The sequence below is a fragment of the Youxingia wuxianensis genome, assembly GCF_014385085.1.
GTDB lineage: Bacteria > Bacillota > Clostridia > Oscillospirales > Ruminococcaceae > Youxingia > Youxingia wuxianensis.
Genome location: NZ_JACRTD010000013.1, coordinates 1 through 14046, shown reverse-complemented (window position 1 = coordinate 14046; position 14046 = coordinate 1). Strand labels below are relative to the sequence as shown.

Sequence of the window (14046 nt, the reverse complement as noted above, 5' to 3'; positions counted from 1 at the left end):
AGATGATAGAGCCTAGAGATAACCTATCCGCGGCCGATCAGAAAACCGGTACGATTGTAAAAGTAGCGGGTCCGCTGATTGTGGCTACCGGCATGGCACACGTACAGATGTACGACGTTGTTCGTGTAAGCGACCGGCGGCTGATTGGCGAGGTAATTGAACTTAGAGGCGACCGGGCGTCTATTCAGGTATATGAAGAAACCGCAGGCCTGGGCCCAGGGGAGCCGGTGTATTTTACAGGGGAGGCTATGTCCGTAGAGCTTGCTCCTGGTGTTATTGAAGGAATTTTCGATGGTATCCAGCGCCCGCTCAACGTAATTTACGAACAGGCGGGGGACCGGATTACCCGTGGAATCGACGTACCCAAGCTCAACCGGGAGAAAAAATGGGAATTTGTTCCCACAGCCAGCGTGGGGGATGAAGTTTCCGGAGGAGACGTGCTGGGTACGGTGCAGGAGACCCCGGCGGTGCTCCATAAAATTATGGTGCCGCCAAATGTGAAAGGCAAAGTGGAATGGATCTACAGCGGGGAAGCTACGATTGTAGAGCCCATTGTCCGCCTGAAGAAAGAAGACGGCGAAACGGTGGAACTGCCGATGCTTCAGCGCTGGCCGGTACGCCGTGGGCGCCCGTATATAGAAAAAATCGCTCCTGATGAGCCGATGATCACCGGGCAGCGTGTTATTGACACCTTATTCCCAATCGCCAAAGGCGGCGTAGCCGCAATCCCGGGCCCGTTCGGTTCCGGTAAAACGGTGGTGCAGCATCAGCTGGCAAAGTGGGCGGATGCGGATATTATCGTATATATCGGCTGCGGCGAGCGCGGAAACGAAATGACCGATGTTCTTATGGAATTTCCGGAGCTCAACGACCCGCGTACGGGACTTCCTTTGATGAAGAGAACGGTGCTCATCGCCAATACTTCCGACATGCCGGTTGCGGCCCGTGAGGCTTCTATTTACACGGGTATCACCATTGCGGAATATTTCCGCGACATGGGGTATAAGGTAGCGATCATGGCGGACAGCACCTCCCGCTGGGCGGAAGCTCTGCGTGAAATGTCCGGCCGTTTGGAAGAGATGCCCGGAGAAGAAGGTTACCCGGCGTACCTTTCCTCCCGTCTGGCGGAGTTCTATGAGAGAGCCGGTTATGTGAAATGTATCGGCGGCGATGGCCGTACCGGCGCGGTTACTGCCATTGGGGCGGTATCCCCTCCGGGAGGCGATACCTCTGAACCTGTATCTCAGGCTACCCTGCGTATTGTAAAAGTATTCTGGGGGCTTTCCGCCAACCTTGCATATCAGCGTCATTTCCCAGCTATCGACTGGCTGACCAGCTATTCTCTATACAGCGATCAGGTAGAGAGTTATTTTGATAAACACATCGGCGCGGATTGGTCCGCTATGGTCCTGCGTACCAAACAGATTTTGCAGGAAGAAGCGGATTTGCAGGAAATTGTACGTTTGGTGGGCGTGGACGCCTTGGGCTTTAAAGACAGGCTGACCTTGGAATGTGCCCGCTCTATCCGTGAGGACTATCTGCATCAGTCTGCGTTCCATGAGGTGGATACTTTCGCGTCCCCGGAAAAACAGTATGGGATGCTGGAAATGATTTTAACCTGGTATGAAATGGGACAGCAGGCATTAGATGCGGATGTGGCGTTCTCCAAGATCACCAGTATGCCGGTTATGGAAAAAATCGGCCGTATGAAATATGCCCCGGAAAATGTGCGTCAGCAGCACTTTGCGGAAGTGAGAAAGCAGTTAGATGACGAATTCGCCGTCTTAATGGAAGGAGGCAGCGACAATGCGTAAGGAATATAAAACGATCAGCGAAGTTGTCGGACCTTTGATGATGGTAGAAGGCGTCGATGGAGTTAAATACGATGAACTAGTGGAAATTGAACAGGCCAGCGGCGAGATCCGTATCGGCAAGGTCCTGGAAATAAACCAGGACAAAGCATTGGTTCAGCTGTTTGAAAGTTCCCAGGGATTAAAAATTTCCGACGCCAAAGCTCGCTTTTTGGGCCATGGCACCCAGTTGGGAGTCAGCGCGGATATGTTGGGGCGGGTATTCGACGGTATGGGACGCCCCATCGACGGCGGCCCGGCGATTATCCCGGAAAAGCGCCTGGACATTAACGGCGCGCCGCTGAACCCCGCAGCGAGAGACTATCCGGCGGAATTTATTCAGACCGGGATATCCGCTATCGATGGACTGAACACCTTGGTAAGGGGACAGAAGCTGCCGGTATTCTCCGGCTCCGGTTTGCCCCATGCCCAGTTGGCGGCGCAGATTGCCCGGCAGGCTAAAGTAAGAGGCACCAATGAGAGCTTTGCCGTTGTGTTTGCCGCTATTGGTATTACTTTTGAGGAAGCGGACTTCTTTATCAAAGATTTCCGGAAAACCGGTGCGATTGAGCGCGCGGTCCTCTTTATGAACCTGGCCAACGACCCGGCGGTAGAGCGTATTTCTACTCCCCGTATGGCCATCACCTGCGCAGAGTACCTGGCATATGAGCTGGGAATGCACGTGTTGGTTATTCTGACCGATATTACCAACTACGCAGAAGCTCTTCGTGAGGTATCCGCCGCCCGGAAAGAAGTTCCGGGACGCCGGGGTTATCCTGGATATCTGTACACAGACCTTGCTTCTTTGTATGAAAGAGCCGGACGTATCCGCGGAAATCCGGGTTCTATTACCCAGATTCCCATCCTTTCCATGCCGGAGGACGACAAAACCCATCCTATTCCTGACCTTACCGGGTATATTACCGAGGGCCAGATTATGCTTTCCCGTGAGCTGTATTTAAAGGGAATTGTACCTCCTATCGACGTATTGCCCTCCCTGAGCCGTTTGAAAGACAAAGGAATCGGAAAAGGCAAAACCAGGGAGGATCATGCGGACACCATGAACCAGTTGTTCTCCGCTTACGCCCGCGGCAAGGACGCCAAGAGTTTGGCGGTAATCTTAGGCGAGGCGGCTTTGTCTGATGTGGATAAGCTGTACGCGAAATTCGCGGATGCTTTTGAGAAAGAATATGTTTCCCAGGGATATACCACCAACCGCAGTATTGAGGAAACGCTGGATATTGGCTGGAAACTGCTTTCTATCCTGCCCAGGACCGAGCTGAAACGTATTCGCGACGAATATCTGGACAATTATCTTCCGAAGCAGGAAGCTGAGGAGGCGTAAAGTATGGCTGTCCGTGTAAATCCTACGCGAATGGAACTTACCCGTACAAAAAAGCGTTTGCAGACCGCGGTGCGCGGACACAAGCTGCTGAAGGATAAACGGGATGAGATGGTGCGCCGTTTTATGCTTTTCGTGCGTCGTGACAAAGAGCTTCGGGAGCAGATAGAGGCTTCTTTAAGCACGGCTATGGGACGCTTTGCGGTTGCTGGTGCGCGCATGGGTTCTGAAGCCGTATCGGAGGCGCTGCTCTATCCGGCCCGGGAAGCGAAAGTAAAAACTGGACAGCGCAATATTATGAGCGTCAACGTGCCTACCATTGAATATGTGGGCGCCGAGGATACTGCCGATCTGCCGTATGGTTTCGCCTTTACTTCAGGGGAACTGGACGGGGCGGTATTGGATCTGGCGGCGCTGCTGCCTTTGCTGATCGAACTGGCCGAGGTGGAAAAGACTTGTAATATGCTGGCGGACGAGATTGAAAAAACCCGCCGCCGGGTAAACGCTCTGGAACATGTTATGATTCCGGAGATGAAAGAGACCATCCGCTTTATCACCATGAAGCTGGAGGACAACGAGCGAGGAAACCTCACTCGCCTAATGAAAGTCAAGGAAATGATGGTCGCTGATCAGCAGTAAAAAAGGAAACTCCCGGATAAGGCAAAGCCCTATCCGGGAGTTTTTGTATTAACCGATTATCTGCCGCCTAATGTATGTGATAGATACCAGAGGGAAAATCGTCATTATGGCCACCGAACCTATGAAAACGGCGGAGCAACTTATGAATGAGTATCAGGAAAGAGGCGGAGAGCAGCAGAGTAATCAGGATAACCAAAAGAAAGGGAACCATAAACATCCTCCTTTGCAGAGGGAAGAAAAAATAAATTGATTAGTTAGCATATGCTAACTTTTGCAATCTAAATATATCACTTTGAAATGAAACTGTCAATAGGGGAAACTAGAAAATTCTCCATAAGGTTGAGAAATTTTAAAAAATGTGCTATAGTAACCAAGAAATCATTCATCCTGAAAGGAGAATCTGTATGGCAATGCATGAATCAGGGGAAAATTATCTGGAAACTATCCTGATGCTGCAAAATAAAAATGGTTTTGTTCGCTCGATTGATATTGCCAACGAGTTAGAATATACTAAGCCGAGCATCAGCCGCGCAATGGGGATTCTTCGTAAAAATGGCTATATTACTATGGATGACGGCGGCCAGATACTTTTGACGGAGCTTGGGCGGAAAAAAGCGGAGGAAATTTATGAGCGCCATCTGCTGATCACCAAGTTTTTAATGGAGACATTGGGTATCGAGAGGCAGTTAGCGGATAAAGACGCCTGCCGGATAGAACATGTGATCAGTCAGGAAACCTTTGAGAGAATAAAAGCGAAAGTGGAATAGATAGAGAAAGAAAAATAACTTCCCCGGAAAATTGCTATTTTCCGGGGAAGTTATTTCTACTACTGGTTGTTTTGAGGAAAATGTTGTATACTAATACCATTGAAATCCAAGAAAAGAAAATCTATTCTTTGGAGGGAACGCCGATGCGTTATGGATTTATTAAAGTGGCGGCGGCTACTCCGGATATCCGGGTGGCGGATTGTGAGTATAACCGGCGGGAGATCGCCTGCCGAATGAAAACGGCTGCCAAGGAGGGAGCAAAGCTTCTGGTGCTGCCGGAACTGTGTATAACCGGTTATACCTGCGGAGACTTGTTTTTGCAGCAGCGGCTGCTGCAAGGGGCACAGGACGCGTTAAAAGAACTTTGCAGGGAAAGTGAAGGGTTGGACCTGCTTACCTTAGTAGGAGCTCCTGTGCGCTATGCAGGGAAGCTGTATAATTGCGCTGTAGCGATTCATCGGGGGAAACTATTAGGCGTAGTTCCTAAAACCTTTCTGCCCAATTATAATGAGTTTTACGAAAAACGCCATTTTACCTGCGCCCCCAAGGAAAACGGTGTCGTCCACCTTTGCGGGCAGACGGTTGTGTTTGGGACAAAGCTTTTGTTTCAATGCGAGCAGATTCCAGAGTTTTGCCTGGCGGCGGAAATTTGTGAGGACCTTTGGGCTCCGATCCCCCCTTCCAGCGCTCATGCCTCGGCGGGTGCAACAGTGATCGCAAACCTCTCTGCCAGTGATGAGACGGTGGGAAAAGACAGCTATCGCCGTCAGTTGGTGATTGGTCAGTCGGCCAGGCTGGTATGCGGGTACTTGTATGCAGACGCAGGCGAAGGGGAATCTACCACAGATATGGTATTTGCCGGGCATAACCTGATTGCGGAAAACGGTCAACTATTGGGCCAGAGCCGCTTGTTTGAAAACAGCCTGCTTGTGACTGAACTGGATGTGCAGAAACTGGAAGGGGAACGTCGCAGGCTGACCACCTTTCCGGCGTCGGGTGGTACAGAGTATACAGTTATACCTTTTTCTCTCACAGTTGAGGATACCACTTTGAGCCGAAAGATTGATCCACTGCCGTTTATTCCATCAGACAGCCTGCATCGGGAAAGCCGGTGCGAGGACATTTTGTCCATTCAATCGCTGGGGCTTAAAAAACGACTGGACCATTCGAGAAGCAAAACGGCTGTCATTGGAATCTCAGGAGGACTGGACAGTACGCTTGCCCTGCTGGTAGCGGCCAGAGCGATGGATAAGCTGGGACGACCCCGCTCGGATATTATTGCGGTGACGATGCCCGGACTGGGCACCACCCGCCGGACAAAAAGCAATGCGGAGGTTTTAGCGCAGCGTCTGGGAGCTGATTTACAAAGAATAGACATCACCCGGGCGGTAATGAACCACTTTGAGGATATTGGGCATGACGCCCAGCAAAAAGATGTTACTTTTGAGAATGCCCAGGCGAGGGAACGCACCCAGATTTTAATGGATATTGCCAATAGAACAGAGGGGCTTGTGGTAGGAACGGGGGACCTTTCGGAGCTGGCTTTGGGCTGGGCCACTTACAACGGAGACCAGATGTCCATGTATGGAGTAAACGCCTCGGTACCCAAAACTTTGATACGCCACATTGTCCGTTATGAGGCGGAAAAAATAGGGGACAACCAACTGAAGAAAGTGCTGTTTGATATTTTGGATACCCCGGTGAGTCCGGAACTGCTGCCGGCCAAGGAAGGCGAGATTTCTCAGAAAACAGAGGAAATTGTCGGCCCTTATGAGCTTCATGACTTCTTCCTGTACTATGGAATCCGGTGGGGATTTGCTCCCCAAAAAGTGCTGAAATTGGCTGTTTGCGCCTTTGATGGGACATATAGTAAAGATGTGATTTTACATTGGCTCAATGTCTTTTACCGTCGGTTTTTCACCCAACAATTTAAGCGCTCCTGTATGCCTGACGGACCCAAGATAGGATCGGTTTCTTTGTCCCCCAGGGGGGATTGGCGCATGCCCAGCGACGCCTGCTGGGACCTGTGGGTTGATGGGCTGGAATGAGAAATAACTATACCAATTTAGATAATCCAGTGTGCATTTGGGATGCTTTTTAAAAGTGGTATAGTTATATTAAGAAGTTGATGAGCATCGATATACAAATGTACCAAACTTTTAGGCCGGACGGCGATGCTTTTTTAGCGCTTTTACAGAAGAAAAAGTGCCGCAAACCTGCTTTAAATGCAGGTTTGCGGCACTTTCTTTTTTTCGTCAAATCTCCTAAAAAGAGATATCTTGGTAAAAAAATTTGTGCGAATTACACGAAAACGGACTTTGGTAAAAAGATAAAGTGGTATAGATATTTAAAAAACATGTTGACTATGAAAAATTTCACTGTTAAAATGGTATATGTAAGGTAATCATTGGTCCAAGGAAGCTTCCAACGACTTTACAAACCATAATGTAACACCAAGAAAAGGAGCGAAAGAGATGAAACTGTCATTTTTTACCGGAAGTATGTCTATGTACCCCCTGGAAAAATCCTTTGAATTAGCTGCTGAATGCGGATTTGAGGGGATTGAGATCTGTGGTATCCGCCCCCATGCGTATGCGCCTGACCTGAAAAACGGCGATATTGTAAATTTGATGAAACTATCCAAAGATTATAAAATGCCGATTATCGGCTTTGAGCCCTATCAGGCGCCTCATCCATACAATATTATGTATGAAAGAGCCGATTGGAGAAAAGAAAGTATCGAATACTTTAAAACCGCTTTGGAAATGACTGCCGCCATGGGCGCGGGCAACTTTATGGTTATGGCTCCGGGACATCCGGGATTTGGCAGAGACGTGGATGACAAATGGAAAATGATGATCGACGGTCTTACCGAATTGGCGGAACATGCGGAAAAAGTGAACGCCACTATCGTTTTAGAAACAGTTACCCCTTGGGAAAGCAGTATGATCATCACCTCGGATGATATTGTTAGAACCAGAAGAGCGGTAAATTCCCCCAACGTAAAAGGAATGCTTGACCTGGTAGCTGCTATCACCAATGCGGAGCCGCCTTCGGAATATTTTGAAAAATTAGGCAAAGATATGCATCACCTGCACCTGGTGGACGGTCATATTGACGGAGAAGACCATCTGATGGCAGGCGACGGAGATATGCCTTTCCGTGAAATCCTGGAGATGATCGAGGGATACGGTTATGAAGGCTACTGCAGCTTAGAGCATTTTGAAGAATATCGTATGGATCCGATCCTCTTTAATAAAAAAGCGGTTCGTATGATCCGGGAGCTGCAGGCAGAAATCGCTGCGGATAAATAAGCGTACATAGTGATTAATGAAAAGTAAGTTATAGGTGCCGGCAAGGGCGGTACCCAACCGGGTATTGCCCCAAAGGCACTAAGAAACGTAATTATCATTAAGAAAAAGGAAAAGTAAACAAAAATATTCGTAAATTAATGTTCACTTATAACCTTTCTTTTTCTTTCGTAATTTGTTAAAATAATAAAAATGATAAGGGGATAGTAAGTATGGCATGTTCTACAATGGATCCAAAAAAATTATATGAGTGGTGTAGAATTCCTGCTGATCAGCTGGAAAATCATCCGGACAGCAAGATTAAGCTGAAAATTTTTGAAAACAAAGCCGACGCTCCTGTAGAAGTTGGCAACATGATGGCGGACGAGGTTATCGCCAACAACAAGGCGGGCAAGCCCACGAAATGGGTGCTGCCGGCAGGGCCTATGGGGCAGTATGTTACTTTTGCTGAGAGAGTTAATAAAGAGCGTATCAGCTTAAAGAACGTATATGTGTTCCATATGGATGACTTCCTGGATTGGCAGGGACGGCCCTATCCGGTACAAAACGATTATTACAGCCTGGAAGGCAACATGCTGGCTGATTTTTATGGTAAGATCGATCCGGAACTTAACATTCCTGAGGACCACCGCTTCTTCCCCCGCATCAATGATATTGATTTCATTGATAAGAAAGTAGAGGAACTGGGCGGGATCGATACCCTAATCGGCGGCCTGGGATATAAGGGCCTGGTGGCTTTCTGCGAAGCGCCTACTTCTCCTTATGCTACTATCAGTGTAGAAGATTATGCCAATTCCAAAACCAGAATTGTACATTTGAATGAAGATACCATTATTTCTCTGAGTGAGCGCGATATGGGTGGTTTGACTCATAACATCCCCCCAATGGCGATCACCATGGGCTTTAAATCCATGCTGACTGCGAAACGGGCGATTTTCTTAGTAACTACCGGTTCTTGGAAACGCACCTCTATTCGTGTTCTGATGTTCAGTGAACCTACGGTTGAGTATCCTGCGACCCTCTTCCCGAAATATGTTCCGGAAGTGATGGTATTCGCAGATCCGAACAGTGTAGAGCCTCCGCTGGAAGACTAATTCCAGCGGACCCTCAGCATATTAGAAAAGGAGAGAAATGGAAAAATGGCTTCAAATATAGATGTTGTAGTAGTTAACGGACACGGTTTAGGCGAGTACTGCAACGTGAAAAAGATCCCGGTAGTAGGCGAGACCGCCAAATGCTGGAACCGCCACTTTGAAGAGGATGCGGGCAAAGGCACCAACGTTTCCGCGGCTATTGCAAAATTAGGCGGCAAAACCGCGTTTGTAGGGAAAGCCGGCGTGGACGAAGGCGGCGAGCTGGGGAAAAAATGGATGGGCGACGCAGGCGTGGACCTGACCCATTACATCATGGACCCTAATGTTGTGACCAACTTAGGTCTTTGCATTATTGCAGAAGACGGAAACAACATGATTTTAAACTTTGATGACGATGCAAATGCAATCACTATTCCAGAATTGGATGAGCACCTGCCACAGTGCAAGGATGCCAAATATCTGGTAACCGGATTTGAAATCCCGATAGAAACTTCCCTGCACGCGGCAAAAAAGGGCAAGGAATTGGGAATGAAGGTAGTTCTTAATCCAAGCCCCCTGGATGAAGGAACGGACTTGGGAGATCTTTCTTACGTGGATATGCTGTTTATCAATGAAACGGAAGCTAAGATTATGCTGGGCCTTCCTACCGATCAGGATTGCGATCTGATGCAGGCAGCAAGAGATATCCGTGACAGATACCACACTCCTAACGTCATTATGACACTGGGCAGCGACGGCAGCCTGGCAGTGACGGAAGAAGGAGAATGGGAGACGGCGGTTTATCCGGCTAAATGTATTGATCAGTGCGGCGCGGGCGATGGTTTCCTGTCTGCGTTTATCTGGTGCCTGACCCAAGGCAAATCCATGAAGGACGCGATGACATGGGCTAGCCGGTATGCAGCGTATATCGTATCCCATACGGGTACGATCTGCGTTTACCCGACCCATGAACAGCTGGAAGAGTTCTTTAAATAAGAGCCTATAAAATAACGACAGGGCGAGGTGAATGGAATGGCTCAAAATCAAGTTGATGTAATTGTTGTAAACGGCCATGGAGTCGGAGAATACTGCAACGTGAAAAAAATCCCAGTGGTGGGTGAAACCGCCAAATGCTGGAACCGTCACTTTGAAGAGGACGGCGGAAAAGGCACCAATGTAGCGATTGCTATTGCAAAATTAGGCGGGAAGGTAGCGTTTGTAGGAAAAGCCGGCGATGATGAAGGCGGACGTTTAGGTAAGAAATGGATGGGAGACGCGGGAGCGGATCTGTCCCATTACTGGATGGACCCCAATATCTCCACAGGGTTAGGGCTGTGTATCATCGCGGAAGACGGCAACAACATGATTCTCAATTTTGAGGACGGGGAAGATTCCATCAATATTCCGGAACTGGATGAACACCTCCGTCAGTTCAGCGGCGTTAAATATCTGGTAACCGGATTTGAGGTGCCGGAAGAGGTTTCCCTCTATGCCGCTAGGTTAGGCAAGGAACTGGGCATGACCACGGTGCTCAATCCCAGCCCGTTGGAAGAAGGGACGGACCTAGGGGATCTTTCCTATGTAGATATGCTGTTTATCAACGAAACCGAAGCCAAGATTATGCTGGGAAAACCAACAGATGAGGATTTGGATATGTTTGAGGCGGCCCGTGCGATCAGGGAAAGATATCATACCCCCAACGTGATCATTACCCTGGGCGGCGACGGCAGTATGGCGGTTACCGAGGAAGGGGAATGGGAAACAGCGGTTTATCCGGCTGACTGCATTGATCAGTGCGGTGCGGGCGACGGTTTCCTGTCTGCGTTTATCTGGTGTCTAACCCAAGGCAAAAATATGAAAGACGCGATGACATGGGCCAGCCGTTATGCGGCCTATGTAGTGTCCCATGAGGGTACGGCGGGAGTTTATCCTACCATGAAGCAGTTAGATGAGTTTTTTAAATAAAAGTTACGAAGAATAGGGAGGTCTATGGAAAATTGAGTAAAGTAGATGTAGTAGTAGTAAATGCGCATGGCCTTGGCGAATATTGTAACGTAAAAAAGATCCCGGTAGTGGGCGAAACCGCAAAATGCTGGAATCGTCATTTTGAAGAGGACGCAGGTAAAGGAACCAATATGGCGGTAGCAATCGCCAGATTGGGCGGCAAGGTTGCTTTCTGCGGCAAAGCCGGCGTGGACGAAGGCGGCAAGCTGGGTGAAAAATGGATGGGAGAAGCTGGTGTTGACATCAGCCACTACTGGCTGGATCCAAACGTATCCACCGATCTGGGAATTTGCATCTTAGCGGAAGATGGGAACAACTTAAATCTGGATTTTGATGATGACGCTCATAATATCCAGATCCCGGAAATTGACGAGCATCTGCCGGCGTTTGAAGGCGCCAGATATTTGATCGCCGGTTTCGGTGTTGCTATCGACAGCGCTCTGTACGCCTGTAAAAAGGGCAAAGAAATGGGAATGACTACCGTTCTTAATGCAAGCCCTATGCAGGACGATACTATTTTGCCGGAAATGCCTTATCTGGATATTCTGGTAATCAATGAAACAGAAGTAAAAATCTTGTTGGGCCTGCCCAAAGATACAGAAATTGATGATTACATGGCCGCGGCCCAGAAACTGCGCGACAAATATAAATGTAAGAACGTCATGGTTACTTTAGGCGAGGACGGCAGCGTAGCGGTTACTGAAGAAGGCAACTGGAAAGTAGCTCCTACCAAGGTAAAAATGGTTGACCAAATTGGCGCGGGCGACGGTTTCTTGGCTACAGTAGTTTATAACCTGGCGCTTGGAAAGACTATGCGGGAGGCAATGGAATGGGCCAGCGTATATTGTGCATACCTGGTAACCCAGCCTGGTTCTTTGGCTTGCTATCCCAAAAAAGAACAGATTGAAAAAATCTTTACCGATCTCGGCAGAGCCGATTTACTGTAAGATTTAATTTAAGGAGGATATATAATGGGACATTTATTTACTGGTCTGGTAACAGAAATCATTGCATCTTTTAACGACGACGGATCTTTGGATCTGAAAACTACGGGTGATCTGATTGATTTCCAACTGGAAAAAGGCACCCCGGCGTTCTTCGTAAATGGTCTGGGCGTAGAAGTATACTCTGTGACTTTTGAAGAAAGAATTCAAATCCTGGATGAAGTTATCAAAAGATGTGAAGGCACAGACGCGAAAATCATGTCTTGTATCTATGTAACCAGCGTTGCTGAAGGCAAAAAGCTGATGGATATGCATAAAGGCAGAAAATTTGACGCGTACTGCTTTACTGCTCCTCCGTTCTTTGAATATACGGATGAGGCGTTATACAGCTTTACAGCTGATCTGCTGAAATATACCGATAAACCTTGTTATATTTATAACTGCCGTGAAATGGGTACTCTGTACTCCCCAGAACTTCTGGGACAGCTTGCAAAAGATTTCCCGAACCTGAGAGGGTATAAAGATGCGACTCGTAACACAGTGCATCTGCTCAACACCATGATGTACATAGAACCAAGAGATCCTGACTTTGACTTCCTGTGCGGCTGTGACGGATCTACTTTCGGCGACATGGCCATGGGATGCGTAGGCGCGGTATCCTTCATGGGCGTTCCTTTCCCGGAACAGATGAACGCGGTAATCAATGCGGGACTGGCTGGCGATTGGAAAAAGTGCAAAGAAGAGCATCAGAAGATTCTCAAGCTGAGACTGGTTATGAAAAAGGCCCCCAACAGTGCAGCGTACATTTATGCTGAAAACTTCACTGGAGGCCCGGTAGCCAAAAATACCCGGCAGGCTCTTGAAATGAACGATGTGGACGAGGATGTAAAAGAAGAACTCAAGAAGGTTATCGAAGAAATCGGCGCGATGCGCGTATAATTTTAGTCCATCTGTGCATAAACAGAATGATTGAAAGCCCATGTCTTTGAAAAAACCTGATATTTAGCGCTGTGACTCCTCCTGTATATACATTCAGAATTTTTTACGTATTATATTTACTTAACGTTTAAGAGATTGATATAATAAGGATCAAATGTATTTACCATCCCAGAAATGATTTTTTTAAATATGCAGCTCATATACAGGAGGATATCATGGGGAAATATTCAAACTTAATATGCATGGACCTAGTGGAGCGGATTGAAGAATACATAGAGCAAAAAGGGCTAAAACCAGGAGATAAACTTCCTTCAGAGCGGGATTTTTGTGATATCTTAAAGGTAAGCCGAATGACCGCAAGAGATGCGCTCAAAAAGATGTGCGACGAAGGAATATTATATAGTTATCATGGCGGCGGTACTTTTGTGTCCCCCAAAAAAAGAAAACGGGATATTTCTCACATTGTATCTTCTTCCGGGACCGGATATGGCGAAGAAGGTCCCATTAAGGTCAAAATTATCAGCGTAAAAATAAAAAGGGCGGACGTCCGGGTTACAAGATATCTTAATTTACCTGCTGAAACAGAAGTATATCGGATAAAAACTCTTTATATTATAGAGAATGAACCTTATACCTTTGAAACCTTTTATATACCTGTTTCTTTATGTAATGGACTTGAAAACTGTAAGCTGGGCAAAAAATCCATCTACTCAATCTTAGAAGAGATGTATCACTTGAAACTTCTAAAGATCCACAACACGATCAGCATTGGCAAAGCCACTGCGGATGAAAGTGAATATCTTAAGGTGCCTGAAGAATCGTTGGTCATTTTAGAAAGAAAAGTGGCCTGTGATGAAAGTGGAATACCGAAAGCATATTCGGTTGGGGTCACGAACTTTAAAAGAGTTACTTTTGTTGCTGATATACGAGTAGATTGATCTGGCGGCAGAAGCTTAATAATTTTTGATTTTATCTTTGTCTGTTAAGCATTTGCCTCTGTGACTGTTCTTTTAAATCAAATGTAGGTTAAGACATAGGTTTTCCGAGTTCTTGAATGTGCTGTGTGAGGTAGTTAGAGTTATCCGGAAGGGTATAACGAAAGGAGAGTAAGCATGAGTAAGACAATGCGCAACATCATCTGTTACGGACTGCTGATCATCTTATCGATAGCAGCAAT

General features: G+C 47.4%; 12 protein-coding genes. All 12 read left to right on the top strand.

Annotated elements, in window-relative coordinates:
* Positions 1–2 precede the first annotated feature (2 nt).
* Positions 3–1814 (top strand): V-type ATP synthase subunit A, encoded by a 1812-nt coding sequence (locus H8705_RS12945; RefSeq protein WP_262396209.1) that lies wholly within the window; start codon positions 3–5, stop codon positions 1812–1814.
* Positions 1807–3195: a V-type ATP synthase subunit B gene (locus H8705_RS12940; RefSeq protein WP_262396208.1), complete on the top strand. Its 1389-nt coding sequence runs from the start codon at positions 1807–1809 to the stop codon at positions 3193–3195. The genes H8705_RS12945 and H8705_RS12940 overlap by 8 nt, the downstream gene beginning before the upstream one ends.
* A gap of 3 nt (positions 3196–3198) precedes the next feature.
* Positions 3199–3831 carry a V-type ATP synthase subunit D gene (locus H8705_RS12935; protein ID WP_262396207.1) on the top strand — a complete coding sequence of 211 codons (633 nt, stop codon included), beginning with the start codon at positions 3199–3201 and terminating at the stop codon, positions 3829–3831.
* A gap of 410 nt (positions 3832–4241) precedes the next feature.
* Positions 4242–4598 carry a metal-dependent transcriptional regulator gene (locus H8705_RS12930; RefSeq protein ID WP_262396234.1) on the top strand — a complete coding sequence of 119 codons (357 nt, stop codon included), beginning with the start codon at positions 4242–4244 and terminating at the stop codon, positions 4596–4598.
* Between the two features lie 143 nt (positions 4599–4741).
* Positions 4742–6646 (top strand): NAD(+) synthase, encoded by a 1905-nt coding sequence (locus H8705_RS12925; protein WP_262396233.1) that lies wholly within the window; start codon positions 4742–4744, stop codon positions 6644–6646.
* A gap of 426 nt (positions 6647–7072) precedes the next feature.
* Entirely contained in the window at positions 7073–7912 is an 840-nt protein-coding gene (locus tag H8705_RS12920; RefSeq protein WP_262396206.1) for a TIM barrel protein, read from the top strand.
* Between the two features lie 209 nt (positions 7913–8121).
* A complete protein-coding gene (locus tag H8705_RS12915) occupies positions 8122–9003 on the top strand; it encodes a 6-phosphogluconolactonase (RefSeq protein WP_262396205.1) in 882 nt (293 codons plus the stop codon).
* A gap of 45 nt (positions 9004–9048) precedes the next feature.
* The gene (locus tag H8705_RS12910) at positions 9049–9978 is read left to right on the top strand and encodes a PfkB family carbohydrate kinase (RefSeq protein ID WP_262396204.1); all 930 of its coding nucleotides are present in this window, start codon (positions 9049–9051) and stop codon (positions 9976–9978) included.
* A gap of 36 nt (positions 9979–10014) precedes the next feature.
* Positions 10015–10947 carry a PfkB family carbohydrate kinase gene (locus H8705_RS12905; protein WP_262396203.1) on the top strand — a complete coding sequence of 311 codons (933 nt, stop codon included), beginning with the start codon at positions 10015–10017 and terminating at the stop codon, positions 10945–10947.
* A gap of 32 nt (positions 10948–10979) precedes the next feature.
* A complete protein-coding gene (locus H8705_RS12900) occupies positions 10980–11933 on the top strand; it encodes a PfkB family carbohydrate kinase (RefSeq protein ID WP_262396202.1) in 954 nt (317 codons plus the stop codon).
* 24 nt (positions 11934–11957) lie between these two features.
* Positions 11958–12869 carry a dihydrodipicolinate synthase family protein gene (locus H8705_RS12895; protein WP_262396201.1) on the top strand — a complete coding sequence of 304 codons (912 nt, stop codon included), beginning with the start codon at positions 11958–11960 and terminating at the stop codon, positions 12867–12869.
* Positions 12870–13084: 215 nt separating this feature from the next.
* Positions 13085–13807, top strand: a complete 723-nt coding sequence (locus tag H8705_RS12890) for a GntR family transcriptional regulator (RefSeq protein ID WP_262396200.1) — start codon at positions 13085–13087, stop codon at positions 13805–13807.
* Positions 13808–14046 lie beyond the last annotated feature (239 nt).